The sequence below is a fragment of the Subdoligranulum sp. APC924/74 genome (genome assembly GCF_003324125.1).
Taxonomy (GTDB): Bacteria; Bacillota; Clostridia; order Oscillospirales; family Ruminococcaceae; genus Gemmiger; species Gemmiger qucibialis.
This window is the reverse complement of record NZ_PSQF01000020.1, coordinates 13,892-38,990: the sequence shown is the minus strand read 5'-3', so window position 1 is coordinate 38,990 and position 25,099 is coordinate 13,892. Positions and strand designations below refer to the sequence as shown.

The following is a 25,099-nucleotide window of genomic DNA, read 5'->3' as shown; positions in this document are numbered from 1 at the left end:
AGTATTATCTGCGCTTTTGGCTTAGCAGCTGCCGCACCTCGCTCGCCGTATCGGCACTTAGAATCATGCGGTATTGCCTTTATTATAATGGCTGTTCAACCGCAGGGCAGTGTCTCGCCTTCCAGCACCGCCTGCACCAGGGTATCGCCGTGATAGGTTAGCTCCAGATGGAAAAATGGTGCGCCCTCCGCCAACAGCCGAAGGAAAATTTTGTCCCCCTGCCAGATCGGCAGGTTCTCTACTTCGGGTTTGGGCACCCATTCCAGTGTGCCCTCGTTACAGCCGGTCAGCGTGCCGGTAAAATCGGTGCAGGTGTACAGGTGCATCCGCTCGGCGGGCCATGGCTCGCAAGTAAAATCCACAATGCCGCGGTAGGCGGGGGATTGCATCGTCAAGCCGGTTTCCTCCCACACTTCGCGCAGGGCACAGGCTTCGGCAGTTTCGCCGGGGTCAAGCTTGCCGCCCACACCGATCCATTTATCGTGGTTGACGTCGTTCTTCTTTTTAATGCGGTGCAGCATCAGATAGCAGCCGTTTTGTTCCAGGTAGCACAGAGTGGTTTGCAGCAGTTCAGCCATAGCGGAGCCTCGTTCCCTGTGTGCGGGGCACACAAAATATATTGGTATCAGTATACCACCCGGATAGTACAGGCGGCAAGGCTGCAGACAATGTGCGGGCGGCTATTTGGCGGGCAGGAAACCAATATCCTGAAATTTACGCGGCGCTCCGTTATAATATTTCCAAAATGGAGATGGCTTTGAGGGGAACCGCAAAAAGGTGTTTGAAGCAGGCGTGAACGCCCACATTGCCAAGCCGTTCAGCATGATGCCCTGCTGGCAGGGCTGGATAAAGCACTGACAAAAAACAGGCACGAACCATACATAAACCGCCGCACTTTCCATATAATAGGTATATTGTACAGAATATGGAAGGGCAGGAGGGTACCCCAATGAAAGCAACAGGAATCGTGCGCAGAATTGACGAGCTGGGGCGGGTGGTCATTCCCAAAGAGATCAGGCGAACCCAGCGCATCCGCCAGGGCGATGCACTGGAAATTTTTACCGCTGCCGATGGGCAGGTGGTGTTCAAAAAATATTCCCCGCTGGTGGAGCTGGGTGAACTGGCCGGGGTGTATGCCGAGGTGCTGGCCAAAAACCTGGGCCGCCCTGTGCTGGTGTGTGACAGGGAAAGCATTGTGGCCGCCACCGGCACGGGCAAAGGGCAGCTGCTGGGGCGGCAGATCAGCGATGCCGCCGCCCGGCTGCTGGCCATGCGCGGCCCTTACACCGCGCCGGAAACCGCTGCCCGCCGCATTACGGCCTTTGACAAAGGGGAAACGGTGCTGCTATGCGTCTGCCCCATTGTGGTGCAGGGGGATGTGGAGGGCGGTGTGTTGCTGACCGGCCGCCCGCAGGATGCAGCCCCTGATACCGAGACCGCCCGCGCAGTAAACATTGCCGCGGCATTTTTAGCAAAGTGGATGGAAGAATGAACCGTTGGCCGGCATCACCCTGCTGTCTGGCGGGCAGCAAAACAAGGGCAACACCGCACAATTCCCGCCTGACGGCTTAAGCACCGCTTCGGCGGCTGCGGCACGGCATCTGCGTTGCCAAAATGCTCGATAAGACATCCAGTATTATCTGCGCTTTTGGCTTAGCAGCTGCCGCACCTCGCTCGCCGTATCGGCACTTAGAATTATGCGGTATTGCCCAAGATAAAATAACAGAAAAACGCCGCGGCGGAGGGCAAAAACCACCCTTTGCCGCGGCGTTTGTGTCAAATCTGTTAAAGTTTGAAACTTTTTATGAAAAGGGCTTGACAGAACAAAGAGTTGGGATATAATAAATTTAGCACTCAGGAAGAGAGAGTGCTAAACAAGAAAAAGCAAACAAGGAGATGAGGGCAGCATGACGATGGATGCACGCAAGCAGCGCATTCTGGAAGCGATTGTTGCCATTTATTCTACCGGCGGCGAGCCGGTCGGCTCCGGTTTGCTGGCCAGCCACTTTGACATGGCACTTTCCAGCGCAACGCTCCGCAACGAGATGGCCGCGCTGACAAAGCTTGGCCTGCTGGAGCAGCCGCACACCAGCGCAGGCCGCGTGCCCAGCCCCAAGGGGTACCGGTACTACCTAGACCACCTGTTGGAAGCCCCCGCCGCCATAGCACTGAGCGCAGCGGACCGCGAAAACATTGACCGGCTGTTTGCCGATATGGACGTTGAGCCCGAAAAGCTGGCGCAGAGCGCCGCCCGCGCACTGGCCGATTATATCGGCTGTGCCGCAGTGGCTACCACCCCGCAGGCCGAGGATCTGTGCATCGCCCATTTTGAGGTCGTGCAGGTCGGGCGGTATTCCGCCGCAGTTTTGGCGGTTACCAGCTCCGGCGGTGTGCGCACCCGTGTGGCGCGTATCCACACCGGCTTGACGCGGGAGGATGCCGATGAGATGGCCCGCCTGCTGAACAGCAGCCTGACCTTTGTGGCACCGGAGGATCTGACCCCGTCGCTGACGGCAAGCCTGGTGCTTTCCGCCGGGCGCAGGCTGGCGCCGGTGGTGTTCGCCGCCGAAGCGCTGGTTCGTACCCGCCCGCAGTTTTACCTGGAGGGCGTGCAGTACCTGGCGAAGATGCCGGATGTGCGCACAAACCTTGGCGCGCTGCTGGAAGTTTTTTCTGACAACGAAGCGGCCCGCGCCCTGATCGAACCGGGCAGCGGCAAAGTGACCGCCACGTTGGGCGAGGATATCGAGCCCGCCATGCCGAACCTCTGCATCGTCAGCAAGCGTTACCTTGCGGGCGGCGGGCTGTATGGCACGGTGGCCGTGATCGGCTCCAACCGCATGGAGTACGAACACTTGATCCCCGTTTTGAATTATTTTGCAATTAAGTTAGGGCAGTCAATGTCCGGTAAAAAGGAGGAGCAGACATGAGCGAAGAAACAAAGAAGCAGCCTGAAACTGAACAGGAACAGGCCGCTGCTGAAACAAAAGCGCCCGCGGCAGAATCCGATAAGCAGGAAGCTGAACCCGCTGCAGAAAAGGCCGAAAAGAAAGACTGGTTCGGCAAAAAATCCAAAGAGCTGGAAGCCGTAAAGGCAAAGCTGGAAGCCGCCGAGCAGGCCAACGCAAAGCTGAAAGACCAGATGCTGCGCACCGCTGCAGAGTATGACAATTACCGCAAGCGTTCCGCCCGCGAAGCTGACCAGAAGTTCAACGATGGTGTTTCCCACGCGGTCAACCAGATCCTGGCAATTCTGGATACGCTGGATATGGCAGCCAATGCCGAATGCACCGACGAAAACTATAAAAAGGGCGTTGTGATGACGCTGGACAAAGCTGAAAAAGCTCTGAAAACGCTGAACATCACCGAGATCGAATCCATGGGCAAGCCCTTTGACCCCAACTTTATGAACGCTGTTCAGCAGGTTCCGGCAGAGGATGGCCAGGAAAGCGGCACTGTGGTGCGCGTGTTCCAGAAAGGCTACATGATCGGCGATAAGATCATCCGCCATGCAACCGTGGTTGTGGCCGAATAACAAAGCATGAACCGGGTGCAAAAGCCCGTTCAGATATAAATTAAGACATTCACATTTCCATGTTTCCTGAAAGAGGAATATGAAAGGAGTTTTATATTATGAGTAAGATTATTGGTATTGACCTTGGTACTACCAACAGCTGCGTAGCTGTTATGGAGGGCGGCGAGCCCGTTGTTATCCCTAACGCTGAGGGTGCCCGTACCACCCCGTCTGTTGTCGGCTTTACCAAAACCGGCGAGCGTCTGGTAGGCCAGGTTGCAAAGCGTCAGGCTATCACCAACCCCGAAAACACCATCTCCTCCATCAAGCGTAAGATGGGCACTGCCGAGAAGGTTCACGCCGGCGGCAAGGATTACACCCCCGAAGAGATCAGCGCTATGATCCTGGCAAAGCTGAAGGCTGATGCCGAAGCTTACCTGGGCGAGCCCGTTACCGAGGCTGTCATCACCGTTCCCGCTTACTTCAACGACAGCCAGCGTCAGGCAACCAAGAACGCCGGTACCATTGCTGGTCTGAACGTAAAGCGTATCATCAACGAGCCGACCGCAGCTTCTCTGGCTTACGGCATTGATAAGGAATCCGACCAGAAGATCATGGTTTACGACCTGGGCGGTGGTACGTTCGATGTTTCCATCATCGAGATGGGCGATGGCGTTACTGAAGTTCTGGCTACCAATGGTGATACCCACCTGGGCGGCGATGACTTCGACCAGCGCATCATCGACTGGATGGCTGAGGATTTCCAGAAGGAAAACAACATCGACCTGCGCAAGGATAAGATGGCTGCACAGCGCTTGAAGGAAGCTGCTGAAAAGGCAAAGATCGAGCTGTCCAGCGCCACTTCCACCAACATCAACCTGCCGTTCATCACCGCTGACGCCAACGGCCCCAAGCACTTGGATATGACCCTGACCCGCGCAAAGTTCAATGAACTGACCGCTGATCTGGTTGACCGCACCATGGCCCCTGTCCGCAAGGCTCTGGCTGATGCAGGCCTGAAGGCTTCTGACCTGGCTAAGGTCCTGATGGTCGGTGGCTCCACCCGTATCCCCGCTGTCTATGACGCTGTCAAGAAGGAACTGAACTGCGAGCCGTTCAAGGGCATCAACCCCGATGAATGTGTTGCTGTCGGCGCTTCCATCCAGGGCGGTGTTCTGCAGGGCGACGTTAAGGGTCTGCTGTTGCTGGATGTTACCCCGTTGAGCCTGGGCATTGAGACTCTGGGCGGCGTTTGCACCAAGATCATTGAGCGCAACACCACCATCCCCACCAAGAAGAGCCAGATCTTCTCCACTGCTGCTGACAACCAGCCCAGCGTTGAAGTCAACGTTCTGCAGGGCGAACGTGAGTTTGCCCGCGACAACAAGAGCCTGGGTACCTTCCACCTGGATGGCATCGCTCCGGCTCCGCGCGGCGTGCCCCAGATCGAAGTTACCTTTGATATCGATGCCAACGGCATTGTGCATGTAAGCGCTAAGGACCTTGGCACCGGCAAGGAGCAGAGCATTACCATCACTGCTTCCACCAACATGAGCAAGGATGACATCGACAAGGCCGTTAAGGATGCCGAGCAGTATGCTGCTGAGGATAAGAAGCGCCGCGAAGATGTTGATACCCGCAACAACGCCGACCAGATGGTGTTCCAGACCGAAAAGGCTTTGAGCGAGCTGGGCGACAAGGTCTCTCCGTCCGAGAAGAGCGAGTGCGAAGCTAAGCTGAACGCCCTGAAGGAAGCCCTGAAGGGTACCGATATTGAGGCCATCAAGGCAAAGCAGGACGACCTGCAGAAGGCTTTCTACGCCATCAGCGAGAAGGTTTACCAGCAGGCTGCCCAGCAGCAGGGCCAGCAGCCGGGCGCTGACGCCCAGCAGGGCCCCACGGGCAATGCCGGTTCCGCCCCGAAGGATGACGGTGCTGTTGACGCTGACTTCCACGAGGTGTAAGATAACAGAATAAACAGGGGAACATCCCTGTAACCCAAAAGGCCGCCGCCAGGCAATTCCGGCGGCGGCCATTGTGGGGTTAAGCCCACAAAGCTGCGTCCCGTCCGTAGGGGCGCACAGCGTGTGCCCGCAGTGAAATCACGTTGCCGCTTGCAGGCACAGGCTGTACGCCCTTACGGACAAAGAACCGGCTGTTCCCATAGGGGAAAGGAATAAAAGTCAACTTACTTCAACACATAAAGGTGTGATCATATGGCAGAAAAAAGAGATTATTACGAGGTGCTGGGCATCGGCAAAAACGCTACGGATGCCGAGATCAAGAGTGCCTACCGCAAACTTGCCAAAAAGTACCACCCTGACCTGAACCCCGGCAATAAAGAAGCCGAGGAAAAGTTCAAAGAGGTCAACGAAGCCAACGATGTGCTTTCCGACCCACAGAAACGCCAGCGCTATGATCAGTTCGGCTTTGCCGGCGTAGACCCCAACTATGCGGCTGCCAACGGCGGCGGTGCAGGCGGGTTCGGCGGTGGTTTTGGCGGCGTGGACCTGGGCGACATCTTTGGCGATATCTTTGGCGGCGGATTTGGCGGTGGATTCAGCGGCTTTGGCGGCGGTTCTTCCACCCGCACCGCCAATGCACCCCGCAAGGGCCATGATATTCAGGCCAGCGTGATCCTGACCTTTGAGGAAGCCGCCCACGGCTGCTCCAAGAAGATCACCATCAACCGCCAGGATACCTGCCCCGACTGCGGCGGCACCGGTGCGGCCAAGGGTACCAGCCCCGAAACCTGCCCCGACTGCGGCGGCCGTGGTTATGTTGTAACACAGCAGCGCACCCCCTTTGGCGTAATGCAGAGCCAGCAGCCCTGCAGCCACTGCGGCGGCCGCGGCACCATTATCCGCAACCCGTGCAAGACCTGCCGCGGCACCGGCAAGACCGCCGCGCGCAAGAGCCTGGAGATCAATATCCCCGCTGGTATTGATGATGACCAGAACATTGCACTGCGCGGCCAGGGCGATGCCGGTTCCAACGGCGGCCCGGCCGGCGATGTGATCGTGCATGTTACCGTTAAGGCCGACCCGATGTTTGAGCGTGACGGGTACGATGTTACCATCCATGTGCCCATCACCTTCAGTCAGGCTGTGCTGGGCGATGACGTTGAGGTGCCCACCGTGGATGGCCGCATTGTGCAGCATATCCCCGAAGGCACCCAGAGCGGCACCAAGTTCCGCCTGCGCGGCCAGGGCATCCAGTACCTGAACGGCCGCGGCCGCGGCGACCAGTATGTGATCGTCGATGTTGAGATCCCTAAAAAGGTCACCCGCGCCCAGCGCGAAGCCCTGAAAGCTTTTGAGGACAGCATGAAAGAGGATAACTACGAAAAGCGCAAGGGCTTCTTCAAGAACCTGCGCGACCGTTTCTCGTAATGCAATAACATGCCCCCGCCTGGTAATGCAGACGGGGGTGTTTTTGTATCAGTTAATTATAGCAATATCACGACCTCTTTATGTGATTTTTACATAGATGATATCATTCTCTAGCCTAAAAAGATAGAGGAAAAATGAGAAAAGTAAAGTGCAGTAAGGCTAATATTGCACTTTCGCCAATCATCATGTATAATAAAACTGTCTGTAAGCAACCTAAAGCAGGGGAGGGCTTCATGCAAAAAATCAAAGATTTCTGCAAGCGGCACCGCCTGCTGTGGCTGACTTTGCTGGTGGCGCTGGCTGCTGCCGCTGTGGCCGCGTGGGCCGGGTTTGACCTTGGCCAGCGGGTGGATAACCAGCCGGTGTATGAAATCGTCAACGATGATTATACCCGTACCGTTGTAATTCCTGCCACGGCGGACGCTGCAACGCAGGATGACGGCACAACCGGGTTGTACCTGCCCGTTCCGCTCAAAAGCGGGCAGCGCATTTACGGGGTTCGACTGGACCTGACCACCCATAATTGGGCGTTCCGGCATGGCACCCTGTACGCTGCACTGCTGGATGCCGATGGCAACGCCGTGGCGAACGGTGAGCTGGACTGCATTACCATTAAAGATGACACCTTTGCGGCCATCACGTTTGATGCGCCCTATACAGCCCCCGGCACAGCCGATGCCGAAGCGGACTATGACCTGGCAAACCCCAACATGACCCTGCGCCTGTGGTATACCCCCGGCGATGACTGGGATGTGTACCACCTGCTGGGCCTTTGGACGGATGCCGACACCAGCCAGCAGATGACCCGCCGGAATGCAAACGGCACGACGGATTCCATCGTCGGGCATCCGGCATTGCAGTATGTCGTCAATGATTCCGGCAGCTGGTCCCATGTGATCTCCCGCCTGCTGGGCGTGCTGACCTTTGCGGCGGTGGTGGCGGGCTTTATCCTGCTCACCCACCGCGCCAAGCTGTGGCAGGTGGTGCTGGTGTGCGGTGCGGTGCTGGGCGTGGCGTTTGCCTTTTTAACGCCGCCCCTTGTCGGCCCCGATGAATACACCCACCTGGCCAAATGCTACCGCCAGTCCAGCACATTGCTGGGCCAGCCGGTGGCGGACGATGATGATATGCTGCTGGTGCGCAGCTGCGATGCTCCCTATTTCAAAAATCATACCGGTGATATCGGCATTTACGCTTACAAGGAAATGCTGGAACACCTGGGAGATGCGGGCTGCAGCGGTGAAACGACTGTCAGCTCCGATACCTATGTAACGGCGGACCCCATCAATAATACGCTCTACCTGGGTCAGATTGCCGGCATTACGCTGGCGCGCATGATGGGGCTTGGCTTCCATGGCATGCTGCTGTTGGGGCGGCTGTGCAACCTGGCGCTGTACCTGGCATTGGCTGCGGCTGCGGTCAATATTGCACCCCAGCGGCTGCGCGGCATTTTTGCCGGTGTGGCACTGCTGGCCCAGCCCTTGCAGCTGGCGGGCAGCCTTTCGGCGGACGCCGCCGTGCTGGGGTATCTCTTCTGCTTTACTGCGCTCTGCCTGACCCTGCGCACCCGCCCGGCCCGCTGGCCGGAAACGGTGGCTGCTGTGGTGCTGGCGGCGCTCATCGGCCCGGCCAAGGCAATTTATCTGCCCGCCGTGCTGCTGATCTTTATGATTCCCGATGCCAACCTTGCCTTGCCCGGCAAGCGCTGGCCGGTTGGCCCCATTGCCAAAGTTCTGGCGCTGGTGCTGGCCGCTATCGGCTGGGTGCAGGTCAATATGGGCGCTGCTTTGTATGCAGCCCGCGATGTGGATACCGTGGGCATCCTGCGCGCCGGTGGTGCCGCCGCGGCTGGTGCCGCTTTGCTGGCGCTGCTGTACTGGAAGATCCGCCGCGACCCCAAAAAGAAGAAAATCTTTTTGGGTGCCATTGCCGCGGTTGTGGTGTTGGCCATCCCGGTTGGGCTGTATAAGCTGACCCACATGTGGGGCGGCTTAACGCCGGAACAGCTGGTTGGCTCCATTCAGGAAAACGGCGATTCCATCTACACCTATTCCGCCGGGTATATCTGCCGCAACCTGCCCAACACGGCCAAACTGCTGCTGCGCTCTTTCAGTGCGCAGGGGGCGCAGTGGGTGCAGGGCGTGCTGGGCACTGCCCTGGGCGAACCCATTGTGTATACCGTGGATGCCAGCTGGGTGCTGGGGGTTGGCTTTATCCTGGCTTTGCTGGCCGCGGCGCTGCCGCAGGCGGGCGAGACCGTACCTCTGGGCCGGCGCACCAAAGCGGGCGTTTGGGGTATTGTTCTCTGCGTGATTGCCCTTTCGTTCGTCACGGCGCTCAACTGGACCCCCATCAATTACACCACTATTTTTGGCCTGCAGGGGCGCTACTGGTTGCCCGTGTTGCCGCTGGTGCTGGCGCTGGTGCACCACAACCGCACCGTTGCCGTGCAAAAGCCCGCAGAGCGCAAGGCGGTATTTGCCATGCTCTGCCTGACATCGTTCGTCATTCTGCAAGGCGCGGGTTTGTACGCGACCTTCCAGATGCCGTCATAAATTATCATTTTATACGTTTTGTATAATGCAGAAAGGAACATTACCATGACTGTTACCCGTAATACCATCATTGCCGAAATCCTGCAGAACGATCCTTCCCAGGGCTGCGTGCCCATCTTTTTGAACACGGGTATGCACTGCCTGGGCTGCATGGCTGCCCATGGTGAGACCGTGGAGCAGGCCTGCATGGTCCACGGTGTGGACCCCGACGAACTGTGCGCCGAACTGAATGACTACTTTGCACACCTGTAAGCCTGTGCCGCACCTGGATGCGCGGCTGGCCGCCGCGGCTGCCTATGTGCGGCCCGGCCATATTGCCGCCGATATTGGGTGTGACCATGGAAAACTCAGTGCATGGCTGGCGGGCAGCGGTTGCTGCCCGCTTGTTTTTGCATGTGATCTGCGGGAAGGCCCGCTGCAAAAAGCCCGCATGACCTGCGCCCCCTGGGCGGATAAGATCCAGTTCCGCCTCGGTTCCGGATTGAGTGTGCTGCAGCCGGGGGAGGCAACGGAGATCATCATTGCCGGCATGGGGGCCGAAACGGTGCTGGAAATCCTGGATGCCGCCCCTTGGGTGAGGAACGAACAGTATAACTTTGTTTTTGTACCCGCCACCAAGCACAGCGTTTTGCGCAAGGGCCTTGCCCAGCGCGGCTTTGCCTTAAAAAGCGAGACACTGTGCCGTGCAGCCGGGCGGCTGTATACCGTGATCAACGCGCAGTATACCGGCCGGGCAGCGGAGCCCACCGGCCTTGCCTGCCTGTGCGGCAAAACGCAGGGCCAGCCCGAAGCCCAGGCCTACCGTGAACAGCAGCTGGTCAAACTGAAAAAATACCGCCTGGGCCTTGCACCCGGCCCGCAGGCGGATGGGGTGGATGCCCTGATACAGGAAATGGAGGATGGACTATGGCCGTAAAAGTACAGCAGGTACTGGAAATTCTGGAACAGATCGCCCCGCCGGAGCTGGCTTGCAGTTGGGATAACGTGGGCCTTTTGGTGGATGCCGGACGCCCGGTCACCTCCATTATGGCGGCGCTGGATATTACCGCCGATGTGGTGCGCGATGCCGCCGAAAGCGGGTGTGAGCTGATTGTAAGCCACCACCCGGTCATCTTTGACCCGCTGCGCCGCGTGACGGCAGAGGATGTGCCCGCAATGCTGCTGCAGAACGGCATTTCGGCCATCTGCATGCACACCAATCTGGATGCCGCTCCCGGCGGTGTGAACGATGTGCTGGCAGACCTGCTGCGCATTGAGAACCGCCGGGATTTCGCCGATAACTGCGGCCGCATCGGCACGCTGAACGTGCCCACCACGGCCCAACAGCTGGCCGAAACCTGCAGCCGGATGCTGCACACCCACTGCAAGTTTGTGGAAGCCGATCACCCGGTAGAAAAGCTGGCCGAAGTGAGCGGCGCAGGCGGCAGCTATTTGCAGCAGGCCATTGACGAGGGCGCAGACTGCCTGGTGACAGGCGAAGCCGCCCACCACATTGCCATTTTGGCAAAGCAGAAAGGCGTGGGCCTGGTTGTTGCCGGGCACTGGGGAACGGAACACCCGGTGGTGTTTGCCCTGGCGGATGCTCTGACCGAGCGCCTGCCCAAAGAAGTTACTGTGGCCCCCAGCCTGGCCGATGTTGACCCTTACAGCTACCTGTAACCCCTGCGGCGGCTGAACACTATGGGGTGGGATGAACCCATCCTGCCGCGTGAGAAGAATGCTGTCGTTTTCATAAAACCCTGCCCCAAAAGAAAAGGAGTACCACCATGGCATTGGATGCCGCGACCCTTGCGCTGGTCGCAAATGAACTGAACAGCACCCTGCTGGATGCCAAAATTGATAAAATTTTTGAGCCGACGCGGGATGAAGTGCTGATGACCCTGCGCACTCGCACCCAGACGTTCAAGCTGCTGCTGTCTGCCCGCAGCGGCTCGGCGCGTGTCTGCCTGACCAAAGAAAGCTTTGAAAACCCGCTCACCCCGCCGGGCTTTTGCATGCTGCTGCGCAAACACCTGACCGGCGGCCGTCTGACAGGGCTGCATATGGAACCCGGCGACCGTATTGTGTTTTTTGACTTTTTGTGCACCAATGAGATGGGCGACCTGGTAACCAATACCCTGGCTGCCGAGCTGATGGGCCGTTACTCCAACCTGGTGCTGATCCAGAGCGGCAAGATCATCGATGCCCTCAAGCGCGTGGATTTTGAGGACAGCGAGATCCGCCAGCTGCTGCCCGGACTGCCGTATACGCTGCCGCCCAAACCCAATAAGCCGGATTTTCTGGCAACCAGCGCCGCCGCCATGGTGGCCGCTGCCTGCGAAAAAGACCTGCCGGTGGCTTCTGCTTTGGGCAAAGCGGTTGGCGGTGTCGGCCCCGTTGTTGCGCGGGAGGCTGTGTGGCGTGCCTTTGGCGGCGAAACGCCCCTGCTGGCCTGTGACCTGGACGAAGCGCAGAAGCAGGCCCTGTGCGCCGCAATCGAAAACCTGAAGGATGAACACGCTGCAGGCGGCACCCCCACGGCGGTGCGCATCCCCCAGCCGGACGGTGTGAACAAGCCGGTAGAGTTCAGCTTTTTTATCCCGCAGCAGTACGGCAGTGCGGCCATTTTAACGCAGTACCCCACCTACAGCGAGCTGCTGGAGGATTATTACGCCACCAAGGACCGCGCCGAGCGGTTGAAGCAGAAGAGCCGCGAGCTGTACAAAGCGGTGCATAACCTGTACGAACGCGCTGTGCGCAAACAGTCCGCCCGGCGGGAGGAACTGGCCCAGAGTGAAAAAGCCGATACCCTGCGCCTGTACGGCGAGCTGCTGCAGGCCAACCAGTGGGCCATCCAGAAAGGCGACCGCCAGGCCACCGTGCAAAACTACTATACCGGCGAGGATGTGACCATCCGCCTGGACCCCCGCCTTGGACCCAACGAGAACGCGCAGAAATACTTCCGCGATTATAAAAAGAAGCAAACCGCCGGCCAGATGCTGAAAAAGCTGCTGCTCGAGGGCGAGGATGAGATCGAATACCTTGCCAATGTTCTGTATGAGGTGGAGACTGCCCCCGGCGAGCAGGCTCTGAACGAAGTGCGTGCCGAGCTGAAAAGCCAGGGCTACCTGAAATACTATAAGCAGCGGGAACGCAAACAGAAACCGGCGGATTTCCTGCGCTACCGCTCCAGCGATGGCTTTGAAATTTTGATCGGGCGCAACAACCTGCAAAACGATAAGCTGACCCTGCACACTGCCCGCGGCAAGGATGTCTGGTTCCATGTACAGAAAGCCCCCGGCAGTCATACGGTGGTTATGAGCCGCGGCGAGGATGTGCCGGACACCACCAAACAGGAGGCCGCAGAGCTGGCTGTGCTGCACTCCAGCCAGAATGGCGGTGCCAAGGTGCCGGTGGATACCACCGAGGTGCGCAACATCTGGAAAGCCAACGGCGCCCGCCCTGGCATGGTGCTGTATAACGATTATACAACGGTCTATATTACCCCGCGCGCCGGGCTGGAAGAGCAGCTAAGGGAAAAATAAAGTAACATATGTTAAGGCAATACCGCACAATTCCCGCCTAACGGCTCAAGCACCGCTCCGGCGGCTGCGGCACGGCATCTGCGTTGCCAAAATGCTCGATAAGACATCCAGTATTATCTGCGCTTTTGGCTTAGCAGCTGCCGCACCTCGCTCGCCGTATCGGCACTTAGAATTATGCGGTATTGCCTTAATGAAATGACCACGCTAAGTGCGAGCGTGGTCATTTTTTTGAATAAAGTAGGATGTTTTTGTAAATAGGAGTGAAAAATGAAAAAACGTGTGGTATAATTTGAAAAGATGAGGAGAGTGAAAGTGAAATGAAAGTCTTAGTTACAGGCTTTGACCCGTTCGGAGGGGAAAGCATCAACCCGGCTTACGAAGCTGTTAAAATGCTGCCGGATGAAATTGCCGGGGCGCAGATCATCAAGCGGGAAATCCCGACAAGCTTTACCCGCGGCACCGCAGAAGTGGTGCGCCAAATCGAACTTTGCCAGCCGGATCTGGTGCTGAATGTGGGCCAGGCAGGCGGCGCTGCTGGTTTGCGTGTAGAACGGGTAGCCATCAACCTGGCGGATGCCCGTATCCCAGATAATGACGGCGCGCAGCCGGTGGACGAACCGCTGGTACAGGACGGTGCCCCGGCATATTTTGCCAAGCTGCCGGTCAAGGCCATGGTGCGCGGGGTACAGGCAAAGGGCTATCCTTGCCAGCTGTCTTACACGGCAGGTACTTACGTCTGCAATGCGGTCATGTATACCGTGCTGCATACCGTGCAAAGTTATCCCCATATACGGGCGGGCTTTGTGCATGTGCCGTATGCAACCAGCCAGCTGGAAGGCAAAGCTGCGGGTACCCCGGCCATGCCGCTGGCAGACATTACCGCGGCTCTGGCAGCTGCCATTGAAGCCGCTGTGCAGAATAAGACCGATTTGAAAGAACAAATGGGCAGGCTGGATTAAAAACGGCGACTGCTCGAAATAAAATGGGGGGGGGGGAGTGAGCGTTATGCTGACCAATAAAGAAATTGGAGTTTTGTGCTACTGCCGCGGCTGCCTGAACCGGAAGTGCGGCCTTGATCTGGAACGGAGTGATATAAAGCATTTGAAAATGCAAAAAATATCATTAGAAAAATCGTTGACAATGATTTGGTAGAAGAGCTTGGATATACGGTTTGCTTTGAAACGATTGAATGAGGCATGCCCAAATAAAATCCGGATGAAAACTTATTGATGGTGAAATAAAGACTTCGCTGCCAAGGGCTGAAAATGCTCTTGGCAGATTTTTGTAGAAGGGCGGGGAAAAACTTTAAAAAGATGCGTGAGTGGTTTTGCTGGTTGGCGCGCTGAGAGTTTTTCCGCGGACTGTTTTGCCTCGGCACCGTCCAAAGAGCTCTATGCGGCAAACGGGCGCGGATTCTCCCGCACCCTCGCAAACAGTCCACTGGACTGTTTGTGTCCCGCTGTGGCGAGAGCGGGCTGTTCGAATCCCGTCACTCCGTGAAAAACAAAAAGCTCTTTCACCAGACGGTGAAAGAGCTTTTTGTGGTCGGAGTGACGGGATTCGAACCCACGGCCTCTTGGTCCCGAACCAAGCGCGCTACCAACTGCGCTACACCCCGAAAAAAAATCCGCAGCAACTTTGCTGCTGCGGTGGTTGGGGATGAGAGAATCGAACTCCCACAAACGGAGTCAGAGTCCGTCGCACTACCATTATGCAAATCCCCATTGCATGTTTGTTAAGAAGCTTTGCTTTCGCGCTGCCCTCAACGCTTAGTTATTATAGCGGACTGGCAGGCATTTGTCAACACGTTTTTTGAAGTTTTTTTGATAAAATATGGAAATAACGAAGCAACGAGCATAAAATACAGGGTGACTCAAGAGATGACAAAATATATGCGCTTTTACTCTGGCTTGCCGCAGCGGTTTGGCTGCAAAAACAGGCAATGAACCGCTGCGCAAAAGGCGGCGGGGGATTGGGAACACCGGCAGCCCGCAGCGTGTTTAACCCAGAAAATCCATAGGGTGTATCTGAAACGTCGAAAATATCGTCTGTTTCTACAAGCGCAGCGGGATTTTGCGTTAAAAAGCCTTGGAATCCACAAAGGATTCCAAGGCTCTTTGACTTAAATCCTGCTTGTGTCTGCGAAATATTCGTCATTTTCTTTGTTTTCAGATACACCTTAGGAAACAACAGGAAACAATGCGCTATGTCTAAAAATTAACAACATACACAACAGGCATTTTCCGTGGAAAGCCCAACAGAGCGGCGGTATTAGCAACCCATAAAGAATTTACTTTTTAGTATAAACATTCGACTTTGTATTGCGGTTTGCGACCCTTTCTTCTTGACTTGTACGGCAAAAATGCTACAATAATACTGTATTTATTTTGCCTTTTGGGAAAGAATACATCTTTTGTAAAGGGGCAGTGTGCCCCAAAAGCCTGAAAACGGCCTGGGTTTCATTTGATAAATGCAGGCGGTTTTTGTTTTTGCGGCCATGGAACGGCATCGGCCCGGCGGCTCAGCTTTTTTGATTCGGCTGGCAGTGGGGGCAATGACGGTTTGACTTTATAAAAAGGTGTATCGGCGATCGCTGTGATCAGCGGGGACGGGATGACCGGCTCCGGAGCTTTCCATAACAGGGCAGACAATGAAATGGGGGAAATGAGTCCATGTTTAAATCCCTGAAGCGCTCTGCCAAGGGTGCCGCAGTGCCGCATGAGAAGGGCACGGCCGGGATGGCTACCGTAACAATGGCCACGCCTGCGCACGTGATCATTCCCATGTCGATGCACATTGGTGCACCTGCAGAGCCGGTCGTCAAAAAAGGCGATCAGGTCTGTGTTGGTACGCTTATCGGCAAAGCCGGCGGCTTTGTCAGTGCCAATATCTATTCCAGCGTTTCGGGCACAGTTGAGGGCGTTGCACCGTTCCGCATGGTCAACGGTTCTACCTGCCAGGCGGTTGCGATTGCAGCCGATGGCCAGCAGACGGTTGACCCGGCCTGTGTGCCGCCGGTTGTGACCGATAAAAAGAGCCTGATGGCAGCTGTGCAGGCATGCGGTCTGGTTGGCCTTGGCGGCGCCGGTTTCCCGACGCATGTCAAGCTGGCAGCAGAGGGTATTGACACCCTGCTGATCAACGCAGCTGAGTGTGAGCCGTATCTGTCCACGGATACGCGCGAGATGCTGGAATGCAGTGATACGATCCTTTCCGGCATTACTGCCGTCATGAAGTATTGCAACATTCCCAACTGCATCATCGGCATTGAACGAAACAAGCCGGAGTGCATTGATCTGATGTGCTCCCTGGTGCGCGATATGCAGGGCGTTTCGGTCAAGCCGCTGCCCATGCGCTACCCGCAGGGCGCTGAAAAAACGCTGGTTGAAACCTGCACCGGCCGCGAAGTGCCGCAGATCGGTCCTTCCGGCAAACCGGGCCTGCCTGCAGACGTACATTGTATCATCATGAACGTGACCAGCGTTTCTACCTTGGGCAAGTTCCTGAAGACCGGTGTACCCCTGACCACCAAGCGCGTTACCGTGGAAGGCGATGCCATTGCCAAGCCGCAGAACATTGAAGTGCCCATCGGCACTTTGTACCGCGATGTGATCGAAGCATGCGGCGGCATTAAGCCGGATGTTGAGCTGGGCAAGATCATCTTTGGCGGTCCCATGATGGGCGGTGCTTCGCCGAGCGCTGATTACCCGGTATTGAAGCAGAACAACGGCCTGCTGCTGTTCAGCCGCAAAATGGCCACCCTGCCGGAGCCTGACCCCTGCATCCGCTGCGGGCGCTGCATTGCCGCCTGCCCCATGGGTTTGGAACCGGTCGAAATTCTGGAAAACTTTGCCGAAAAAGATTTTGATGCGCTGAAAGCACGCTGCGTGGATCTGTGCGTGGCCTGCGGCAGCTGCACCTTTGCCTGCCCGGCCAAGCGCCCTGTGGCCCAGAACATGGGCCTGGCAAAGGCCTGGTACATGGGCGAACTGCGCAAAGGAGGGAAATAAGGAATGGATGATCGTCTGATCGTAACCGCTTCGCCCCATATCCGGGACAATGCGACCACCCGCGGCCTGATGGGCAACGTGCTGATCGCGCTGGTACCCAGCATTGTGGCGTCGGGGCTGATTTTTGGCATGCGTGCGATCCTGCTGACCGCAGTGACTACCCTTGCCTGTGTTGTTTTTGAGTACCTGTACTGCAAGCTGATGCACAAGCCCAACCCGGTGGGGGATCTTTCTGCCTGCGTTACCGGCGTGATCTTGGCTTTGAACATGCCGGTCAGCATGCCGCTGTGGATTGCCATTGTGGGCGCACTGGTTGCTATTGTTATCATCAAGCAGCTGTTCGGCGGTCTGGGCTATAACTTTGCTAACCCTGCGCTGGTTGGCCGTATCGTGCTGTTCCTGGGCTTTACCTCCCGCATGACGGCTTACGTTTACCCGGATATGTCAGTGGACGCCCTGGCATCCGCTACCCCGTTGAACGCAGCCGTTGACCTGCACAGCGTCAGCTTTGTGGATATGTTGCTGGGCATCCATGGCGGCATGATGGGCGAAACCTGTGTGATCGCCATCCTGCTGGGCCTGGCTTATCTGCTGTTTACCCACACCATCGAGTTCACCATCCCGGCTTCCATCGTTGGCACGATGTATGTCCTGACCCTGCTGGCTACCCGTGACCCGTACATTGCCCTGCTGGACTGCATGTCCGGCGGCCTGCTGTTCGGCGCCGTGTTCATGGCGACCGACTATGTGACCAGCCCGTTCACCACCAAGGGCAAGCTGTTCTATGGCGTGTTCATCGGTCTGGTCACCTTCCTGATCCGTAACTTTGCCAGCATGAACGAAGGCATGAGCTTCGCCATCCTGCTGGGCAACCTGATGACCCCGTGGTTCAACGCCTGGGGCCACCAGACCCCGCTGGGCTACAAAAAGCCCCAGAAAGCTGCGAAAGGGGGGAAAGAATAATGGCTGAAAACAATGCAAAGGCTCCGGAACAGGAATCCAACTTTAAGGCACTGGTTCTTCCGGTCATTGTTCTGGTTGTGATCTGCCTGGTCTGCAGCGCGCTGCTGGCTGTGCTGAACGACGCAACCGCACCCATCATTGAAGCCAACACCAAGGCTGAGACCCTGGCGGCTTATCTGTCCGTTCTGCCGGAGGGCACCACGGCGGATGATCTGCAGGATGTTACTGTTACCACCGCCAATGTGACCGGCGCAGTTAAGACCGCAGACGGCATGGCTGTTGTGCAGTCCACCGCAGCAGGCTACAGCGGCAACCTGGTTACCGTGTACGCTGCATTTGATACCACCGGCACCCTGACCGCTCTGTCTGTGGATGCTTCCACCCAGACCACCGGTATCGGTTCCAAGACGGGCGAAGAGAGCTTCTACGGCGGTTATGTCGGCTGGAGCGCTTCCCAGCAGGTAGAGGTTGGCAACCCCGTTGATGCAATCGGCGGCGCTACCATCTCTTCCCGTGCAGTTGTCAGCGCCATCAACAGCGCAATCGACTGCTACAATAATGATATTGCGGGGGTGGCTTAAAATGGCTGAAAAACAAAGCAAATGGCGCATTTTTACCGCCGGCATCATCCGCGAAAACCCGGTTCTGCGCCTGGTTCTGGGCTGCTGCTCGGCACTGGCTGTTACCACCACGGTATCCGGCGCTTTGGGCATGGGCCTGGCCATGACGTTCGTTCTGGTTTGCTCTAACATCGTTATTTCGGCACTGCGCAAGGTCATTCCGGCCAAAGTGCATCTGCCGTGCTACATTGTTATCATTGCAACCTTCGTTACCATCGTTCAGATGGTACTGCAGGCTTATGTGCCCGCACTGTACAAATCTTTGGGCGTGTTCCTGGCCTTGATCGTTGTCAACTGTATCATTTTGGGCCGTGCCGAGATGTTTGCCTGCAAGAACAGCGTTGTGGATTCTGCACTGGATGGCCTGGGCATGGGCTGCGGCTACATCCTGACCATGCTGCTCATGTCCTCTGTGCGTGAGATTTTGGGCAACGGCACCTGGATGGGAATTACCATCATTCCGGAAAGCATTGACCGCATGAGCCTGATGAACCAGGCCCCCGGCGGTTTCTTCGTGTTCGGCTGCCTGATGGCATTGTGTGTGTACATTGAAAAGAAGCTGAACAAGCCCATTGAGCGCAAAACCTGCGGCGATGTGATGCTGGAAGAAATCGACAAAGCAAAAACCGAGGAAGGGGGTGCTAAGGAATGAGCCAGACTGTTGCAACCTTTGCTACCATCTTCTTTAGCATGATCCTTGTTAATAACTATGTTCTGGTCCAGTTCCTTGGCATCTGCCCGTTCCTGGGCGTTTCCAAAAAGCTGGATTCCTCCGTTGGTATGGGCGCGGCTGTTATTGCAGTCATGGTGATCGCAACCGCTGTTACCTTCCCGCTGCAGATCTTTTTGCTGGATGCCAACGGCCTGGGCTATATGCAGACGGTCATCTTTATTCTGGTCATCGCTGTGTTGGTCCAGCTGATCGAAATTGTGCTGAAGCGTTACGTTCATGCACTGTATCAGTCCCTTGGCGTGTACCTGCCGCTGATCACCACCAACTGCTGTGTGTTGGGCGTGACCATCCTGGCTGTGCAGGATTACACCAAGGTTTATGAGGCACAGGGCTTTGGTATGGCTTATGCCGAGGCTTTGATCTGCGCCGCCGGTGCAGGTGTGGGCTTCCTGGTTGCCATGCTGCTGTTCTGCGGTGTTCGCCAGCGCGTGGAGCGCTCCAACCCGCCGGAAAGCTTTAAGGGCCTGCCTATCACGCTGGTGTCTGCTGCCATTACTGCCATGAGCTTTATGGGCTTTGGCGGTCTGGTAGAAAACATCATCGCCGCACTGATGTAAGGGGGAGAAATCGATGAATAGTATTGCCTTCGCCGTCATCGTGCTTGTTGTTCTGGGCTTGGCGGGCGGCATTATTCTGGTGCTGGCTTCCAAGTTTATGGCTGTGTACGAAGACCCGCGCATTGCGCAGATCACCGAATGCCTTGCAGGCGCCAACTGCGGCGGCTGCGGCTATGCCGGCTGTGCTGACTATGCAAAAGCGATTGTTGAAAACGGCGCACCCACCAATAAGTGCGCCCCCGGCGGTGCCAAAGCCACCGAGGCTGTCAACGCCATTATGGGCACTGAGAGCGCCAGCGGCCCGGCCCTGCACGCTGTTGTAAACTGCAACGGCGGCAACGGCAACTGTGGCACCCGCTTTGAATACCACGGCATTCCCACCTGTGCCGCTGCTGCTGCCATTGCCGGCGGTCCCAGCGCCTGTGCATTTGGCTGCCTGGGCTATGGCGACTGCACCCGCGCCTGCCAATTTGACGCTATCCATGTGGTAAACGGCAGCGCTGTTGTGGACCGTGAAAAGTGCACCGGCTGCTCCGCCTGTGTGGCAGCCTGCCCGCACCATGTCATCAGCCTGAAGCCGATGGCCCCGCAGCCCGCGGTGCTGTGCTCCAACAAGGACAAGGGCCCCGCTGTGATGAAAGCCTGCAAGGCAGGCTGCATTGCCTGCGGCATGTGCGTGCGCAACTGCCCGCAGCAGGCCATTACCCTGGTCAACAATGTTGCTGTTATCGATTACGCCAAGTGCTCCTCCTGCGGCACCTGTGTTACCAAGTGCCCCAAGAAGGTTATCCATTGGGTTGATGGCCAGCCCGCCGTTGCCGGTGAGCCTGCTTGATGCAGCGTGATTGCTGATTGGGTTTGAATCTGTAAAAAGCATCCCCGTTCCCTTTGCCGGGTGAAACCGGCAGGGAACGGGGATGTTTTTGGTTTGAGGGGGAAAAGGGGAGATAGGGGATGATAAGAATATTCGGCAAATGAAAAATATCAATAAAAGCGGTATTGCCTAAAGTCCTTACGCCGAAGCCTTTCGTTCAAGAAAGGCTGAAAAATCCCCCGTAATTAAAACAGCCGCTCTTTCGGGTAAAAACCGCTGGCGTGCATGGCGGCCAGGGCGGCAACCAGCTCCGGTTTGTCCTCACGGTAGGTAATGCCGTGCCACTTGTCCGGGGTGGTCAGCACCTTTACTTCCGCTTTGCCGGTTTCCAGCGCTTCCGTTACCACGGTGGGCAGGTAATACTCGCACTTGAGCGGGTTGCCCGGCAGGCTGCTGCGCAGAAAATCTACAAACCCGGCTTTGGCCTCGGTGATGAAATCCGGGGTAAAGCCCCACATGTTCATCGAAACGACCGTATCCGCGGGCAGGTCCACCCAGGTCTCGCCGCCGTCTTCCGTGTAATGGATACCGCTATCATAAGTTTCAATGCGGGTGCGCTCCGTTACCGTGTCAAGATTTCCGTCAGCATCTGTTACGCAGACACCACGGCTGACGGAACCGTTGGTGCTGACCGTGTTGCCCAAAAGATACCCCACCATCACCCAAGGATATTTCGGGCCGGTGTGCCCGGCGCTCAGGTAATTGTAGATCAGCTCAAAGCAGGTGCGGCCGTAATAATCATCGGCATTGATGACAGCGAACGGCGCATCAATCGCATCGGCAGCAGACAAAATGGCATGGGCGGTGCCCCACGGCTTGATGCGGCCCTCCGGCACGGTAAAACCTTCCGGCAGAATATCCAGCTCCTGATACGCATAGCGCACATTTAGCCCGGCCTTTTCGGCGCGGGCACCCACAGTGGATTTGAACGCGTCTTCGATTGCATGCTTGATGATGAACACGACCGTTTCAAATCCGGCGCGGTGGGCATCGAACAGGCTGTAATCCAGAATCGCTTCCCCGGCGGGGCCAACGGCCTCGATCTGCTTCAGGCCACCGAACCGGCTGCCCATGCCGGCTGCCATAATGACAAGGATCGGCTTTTTTGCGGTATCTTTCATGAAAATATAAACTCCTTTTCCTAATGGGCGAACACAGTGTGCAAGATGATGAAAAATGATTGGATTACTATGCTGCCCAATCTAGCAGGTAAACCAGTATGAGGGGGATCAAAAAATAAACTCTGCTGTTTTTATGATACACTTTTAAGAATCTGGTTGCAAGGAGGTAAATAAATTCGGCAAAATAATATATGCTTTTACAGGCTGGGTATGCTATAATAAGCGTGATTCATAAAAGTAATACCCATTTGATATAAGTAATACCAATTTGAGATAGAGGGATACAACCGGGAGGTGCAGGATATGGCAGAAGAACATGATACCGTGCGCGGGCTGGTGCTTGCGGGCGGCGGCGCAAAGGGAAGTTATCAGGTTGGTGTGTATCAGGCACTGATGGAACTTGGCTGGCTGCCGGATGTGATCACTGGTGCCAGTGTGGGCAGCCTGAACGCAGCACTGTTTGTGATGGGCAAGGTGAACGAAGCGGCAGACCTGTGGCGCAGCCTGGATAACCACGGCGTGCTGGAACTGCCAGAGGGCAAAACGCCGGAGGAACTGCGTGATTTCTTGTTGGAAACTCTGCGCGGCGGCGGGCTGAACACCGAACCGCTGGGTCAGACCATTGACCAGTACATGGACGAGAACGCCATCCGGGCATCCCACATCAAGTACGGTTTGGTGATTACCGAAATGAACACCCTGCGCAGCGTGCAGTGTACGCTGGATGATATCCCGCAGGGGCAGCTGAAAGATTATATGCTGGCCTCTTCCGCCTGCTTCCCGGCGCTGCGTCCCTATGAGATTGACGGGGTAAAGTACATTGACGGCGGCTGGCGGGACAATATGCCGCTGGAGCTGGCCGCCAAAATGGGGGCAACCGAGCTGATCGGCGTGGATGTGGATGGCGTTGGGCTGACCCGCCCCAACCTGACAGGTCTGCCTACCCGCATCATCCGCAGCCATTGGGACTTGGGGCCGCTGTTTGATTTTGACGGTGTGCGTGCCGCCAAAAACATTGCCCTGGGCTATATGGATACCATGCGGGAATTTGGCCGCCTGGGCGGTACGGCGTATGGCATTCTGCCCGATGAAAACAGCTTTATGCAGGACTTTGCCGCTGAATACCAGGCCCAGCTGAGCGCGGCAATCTCCCGCGCGCCGACCCTGGCGCTGACCGAAGCACTGGCCCGCCAGCATAAGCATTACCCGGCGGCGTTCTCCGAAAATTTGACCGCCCCCACCCGCGGCGCGATTGCCCCGCTGGAACTAGCGGCGGAGATGGTGGATGTGCCGAGTGAAGTACCCTATACCCCCAAACTGCTGGCCCTGACTTTTATGGGTCAGTGCGATAAAGACCCCGCGGACCGCTATAAGACCCTGCTTGGCCGGGAAGAAGGCAATATCCTTGGCGAAGCCGCCATGGCAACAGCCGTGCCGGAAGACTTTGTTACCGCGCTGGTCAGCCATACTTTAAGCAAAATGCCGTCGGCAAAATTCCTGTAAGACTGCACAGACAAGAAGGTTCAACAAGGAGGACAACATGCAAACTTTTCAGGGATTGGCAGTGTCCGATGGCTTAACAGTCGGCCCTGTTGTTCGCATTGACCGCGGTGCGGCGGGCCTGCACCGCATTGTGTGCGACCCGTTCCGGGAGCGTGCCCTGTACGAAGCTGCCATTGTGCTGGCAAAAGATGAACTGAACCGCCTGCAGCAGCACGCCTGCGGGCAGGATGCCGATATTTTAATGTTCCAGATTGCCCTGTTGGAGGATGAATCCTTCACCAACGAAATTGGCGATTACATAGCCGCCGGTGCCGGCAGCGCTGCCGCCGTGGAGCGTGCGGAGCAGATTTTTGCAGGCCGCTTAAAAAACGTGGATGATGATTACATCCGGGAGCGCAGCGTGGATGTGTGCGATGCCTGCCGCCGCGTGGTGGATATTTTGGATGGCCGCCCCAGCCGCCGTCTGCACCTGACGGAGCCCAGCATCCTGGTGGCAGAGCTGTTTTACCCCAGCGATCTGTTTGGTCAGGCACCGGGCATGATCCTGGGGCTTGCCTCGGAAACGGACAGTGAAACCAGCCACGCCGCCATTATGGCGCGCAGCATGGGCATCCCGGCGGTATTCCAGCTGGGCAAGGGGGTAGCCGCTGCTGCGGCGGGCTGCCGCGCAGTGGTGGATGCTGAACACGCCCAGCTGATCATTGACCCCACCGCCGCCCAGCTGCGGCAGGTGAAAGCACGGCGGCAGGAGCTGCAAAACAGCAACGCCCTGCCCGACCCGTTGGCTGCGGCCCCCTGCCGCACGCGGGACGGCACGCCGTTTGTTCTGCTGGCCAGCGCAGCCTGCGCCGCACCGGAGGCCATCCAGAAAGCCATTCAGGCGGGGGCTTCCGGCATTGGACTGCTGCGCACGGAATCCGTTGTAATCAAGGAGCTGACGGAAGCCCAGCAGGTGGAAGCCTATAAAACATGCATCAAGAACAGCGGCGGCAAACCCATTACCGTGCGCACCTGCGATTGGGCTGCGGACGACTGCGGTCAATGGATGGATGGCTTGCAGACACGGATGGAGGAAGAGACCACGGCGCTTACCCAGCTTTCCGCCCTGATGCAGGCTGCAGTGGAGGCACCGGAAGGTGCCTTGCAGGTGCTGTTCCCCATGATCCCCGATGTGGATGCCTGGCGCACCCGCATGGACCAGATGAAGCGCTGCAACGAGAGCCTGAAAGAAAAAGGTTTGCCGTTCTGCGGGAATCTGCCCGTTGGCTGCTTGATCGAAATCCCCGCCGCTGCGTTGATGGCAGGGGAGATCATTGACGCCGGGGCTGACTTTTTGGCCGTGGACCTGGACGATTTGGTGCAGTATACCTGTGGTGTTTCCCGGCGGGAAAAGCCCACCCCTGCCGATAACCCTGCCGTGTTGCGTTTGGTGCAGGATATGATGCACGCAGCCCAGACGCGCGGCGTGCCGCTGTACCTGTGCGGCATTATGCAAAAAGACCTGGAAACCATGCCCGCTTTCATGCGCATTGGTGTGCGCAATTTCTGCGTGGAATCCGTTCACATCAACACCCTCAAAAGCATTCTGATGCAAACCGAACTATAAAAGTCTCCCCGCACCCTTTGCCGCCTACGGCATATGATAAGGGTGCGGGGAGAATTTTTAATGAATAGAGAATAATGAATAAAGAATAATGTAGGTGGACCGCCTCGCGCTGCTCGGCTCAAAAAAG

At 56.9% G+C, this 25,099-nt stretch carries 22 protein-coding genes and 2 tRNA genes; 19 read left to right on the top strand and 5 right to left on the bottom strand.

Features of this window, described 5'->3' with window-relative positions:
- Positions 1–95: 95 nt before the first annotated feature.
- The gene (locus C4885_RS07235) at positions 96–578 is read right to left on the bottom strand and encodes an NUDIX domain-containing protein (RefSeq protein ID WP_371681645.1); all 483 of its coding nucleotides are present in this window, start codon (positions 576–578) and stop codon (positions 96–98) included.
- A gap of 371 nt (positions 579–949) precedes the next feature.
- On the opposite strand from C4885_RS07235, the gene C4885_RS07230 reads away from it, so the two are divergent.
- The 11 genes from C4885_RS07230 to pcp all read left to right on the top strand — a co-directional run bounded on the left by C4885_RS07230 (position 950) and on the right by pcp (position 13,944).
- Entirely contained in the window at positions 950–1,492 is a 543-nt protein-coding gene (locus C4885_RS07230; protein WP_113999697.1) for a stage V sporulation T C-terminal domain-containing protein, read from the top strand.
- Positions 1,493–1,907: 415 nt separating this feature from the next.
- Complete coding sequence (gene hrcA, locus C4885_RS07225) at positions 1,908–2,930, top strand: heat-inducible transcriptional repressor HrcA (protein ID WP_113999696.1); 1,023 nt, start codon at positions 1,908–1,910, stop codon at positions 2,928–2,930.
- Complete coding sequence (locus tag C4885_RS07220) at positions 2,927–3,535, top strand: nucleotide exchange factor GrpE (RefSeq protein ID WP_113999695.1); 609 nt, start codon at positions 2,927–2,929, stop codon at positions 3,533–3,535. Before hrcA ends, C4885_RS07220 begins: the two co-directional genes overlap by 4 nt.
- Before the next feature lie 98 nt (positions 3,536–3,633).
- Positions 3,634–5,478 (top strand): molecular chaperone DnaK, encoded by a 1,845-nt coding sequence (gene dnaK / locus C4885_RS07215; RefSeq protein ID WP_113999694.1) that lies wholly within the window; start codon positions 3,634–3,636, stop codon positions 5,476–5,478.
- Between the two features lie 252 nt (positions 5,479–5,730).
- Positions 5,731–6,906, top strand: coding sequence for a molecular chaperone DnaJ (gene dnaJ, locus C4885_RS07210; RefSeq protein ID WP_113999693.1), 1,176 nt, complete (start codon positions 5,731–5,733; stop codon positions 6,904–6,906).
- A gap of 233 nt (positions 6,907–7,139) precedes the next feature.
- Positions 7,140–9,461: a DUF2142 domain-containing protein gene (locus C4885_RS07205; RefSeq protein ID WP_158538834.1), complete on the top strand. Its 2,322-nt coding sequence runs from the start codon at positions 7,140–7,142 to the stop codon at positions 9,459–9,461.
- A 45-nt stretch (positions 9,462–9,506) separates the two neighbouring features.
- Positions 9,507–9,713, top strand: coding sequence for a DUF1858 domain-containing protein (locus C4885_RS07200; protein ID WP_113999691.1), 207 nt, complete (start codon positions 9,507–9,509; stop codon positions 9,711–9,713).
- A complete protein-coding gene (locus C4885_RS07195; protein ID WP_113999690.1) occupies positions 9,691–10,377 on the top strand; it encodes a class I SAM-dependent methyltransferase in 687 nt (228 codons plus the stop codon). The genes C4885_RS07200 and C4885_RS07195 overlap by 23 nt, the downstream gene beginning before the upstream one ends.
- Positions 10,368–11,120: a Nif3-like dinuclear metal center hexameric protein gene (locus C4885_RS07190; protein WP_113999689.1), complete on the top strand. Its 753-nt coding sequence runs from the start codon at positions 10,368–10,370 to the stop codon at positions 11,118–11,120. The genes C4885_RS07195 and C4885_RS07190 overlap by 10 nt, the downstream gene beginning before the upstream one ends.
- Before the next feature lie 107 nt (positions 11,121–11,227).
- Positions 11,228–12,985 (top strand): NFACT family protein, encoded by a 1,758-nt coding sequence (locus C4885_RS07185; protein WP_113999688.1) that lies wholly within the window; start codon positions 11,228–11,230, stop codon positions 12,983–12,985.
- A gap of 317 nt (positions 12,986–13,302) precedes the next feature.
- Positions 13,303–13,944 (top strand): pyroglutamyl-peptidase I, encoded by a 642-nt coding sequence (gene pcp, locus C4885_RS07180; protein WP_113999687.1) that lies wholly within the window; start codon positions 13,303–13,305, stop codon positions 13,942–13,944.
- Between the two features lie 583 nt (positions 13,945–14,527).
- Here pcp and C4885_RS07175 read toward each other — a convergent pair.
- The 3 genes from C4885_RS07175 to C4885_RS16280 form a co-directional block, all read right to left on the bottom strand.
- Positions 14,528–14,603, bottom strand: a tRNA-Pro gene (locus C4885_RS07175).
- A gap of 32 nt (positions 14,604–14,635) precedes the next feature.
- Positions 14,636–14,709, bottom strand: a tRNA-Gln gene (locus C4885_RS07170).
- Between the two features lie 76 nt (positions 14,710–14,785).
- The gene (locus C4885_RS16280; protein ID WP_147237796.1) at positions 14,786–15,142 is read right to left on the bottom strand and encodes a hypothetical protein; all 357 of its coding nucleotides are present in this window, start codon (positions 15,140–15,142) and stop codon (positions 14,786–14,788) included.
- Positions 15,143–15,657: 515 nt separating this feature from the next.
- On the opposite strand from C4885_RS16280, the gene C4885_RS07165 reads away from it, so the two are divergent.
- From C4885_RS07165 to rnfB, 6 genes are read left to right on the top strand one after another with little or no spacing between them, the layout of a single operon-like run.
- On the top strand, positions 15,658–16,995 hold the full coding sequence (locus tag C4885_RS07165; RefSeq protein WP_113999686.1) for an RnfABCDGE type electron transport complex subunit C: 1,338 nt from the start codon (positions 15,658–15,660) through the stop codon (positions 16,993–16,995).
- 3 nt (positions 16,996–16,998) lie between these two features.
- Positions 16,999–17,958: an RnfABCDGE type electron transport complex subunit D gene (locus tag C4885_RS07160; protein WP_113999685.1), complete on the top strand. Its 960-nt coding sequence runs from the start codon at positions 16,999–17,001 to the stop codon at positions 17,956–17,958.
- Positions 17,958–18,539, top strand: coding sequence for an FMN-binding protein (locus tag C4885_RS07155; RefSeq protein ID WP_113999684.1), 582 nt, complete (start codon positions 17,958–17,960; stop codon positions 18,537–18,539). Before C4885_RS07160 ends, C4885_RS07155 begins: the two co-directional genes overlap by 1 nt.
- Position 18,540: 1 nt before the next feature.
- Complete coding sequence (gene rsxE / locus C4885_RS07150; RefSeq protein ID WP_113999683.1) at positions 18,541–19,230, top strand: electron transport complex subunit RsxE; 690 nt, start codon at positions 18,541–18,543, stop codon at positions 19,228–19,230.
- Entirely contained in the window at positions 19,227–19,868 is a 642-nt protein-coding gene (locus C4885_RS07145) for an electron transport complex protein RnfA (RefSeq protein WP_113999682.1), read from the top strand. The genes rsxE and C4885_RS07145 overlap by 4 nt, the downstream gene beginning before the upstream one ends.
- A 13-nt stretch (positions 19,869–19,881) precedes the next feature.
- Positions 19,882–20,703: an RnfABCDGE type electron transport complex subunit B gene (gene rnfB / locus C4885_RS07140; protein WP_113999681.1), complete on the top strand. Its 822-nt coding sequence runs from the start codon at positions 19,882–19,884 to the stop codon at positions 20,701–20,703.
- Positions 20,704–20,927: 224 nt separating this feature from the next.
- Here the strand turns inward: rnfB and C4885_RS07135 are convergent, their stop codons facing one another.
- On the bottom strand, positions 20,928–21,863 hold the full coding sequence (locus C4885_RS07135) for a sugar phosphate nucleotidyltransferase (RefSeq protein ID WP_113999680.1): 936 nt from the start codon (positions 21,861–21,863) through the stop codon (positions 20,928–20,930).
- Positions 21,864–22,166: 303 nt separating this feature from the next.
- Here C4885_RS07135 and C4885_RS07130 point away from each other — a divergent pair, with 303 nt between their 5' ends.
- Positions 22,167–23,366 carry a patatin-like phospholipase family protein gene (locus tag C4885_RS07130; protein WP_113999679.1) on the top strand — a complete coding sequence of 400 codons (1,200 nt, stop codon included), beginning with the start codon at positions 22,167–22,169 and terminating at the stop codon, positions 23,364–23,366.
- A gap of 37 nt (positions 23,367–23,403) precedes the next feature.
- Positions 23,404–24,972: a putative PEP-binding protein gene (locus tag C4885_RS07125; RefSeq protein WP_113999678.1), complete on the top strand. Its 1,569-nt coding sequence runs from the start codon at positions 23,404–23,406 to the stop codon at positions 24,970–24,972.
- Positions 24,973–25,099 lie beyond the last annotated feature (127 nt).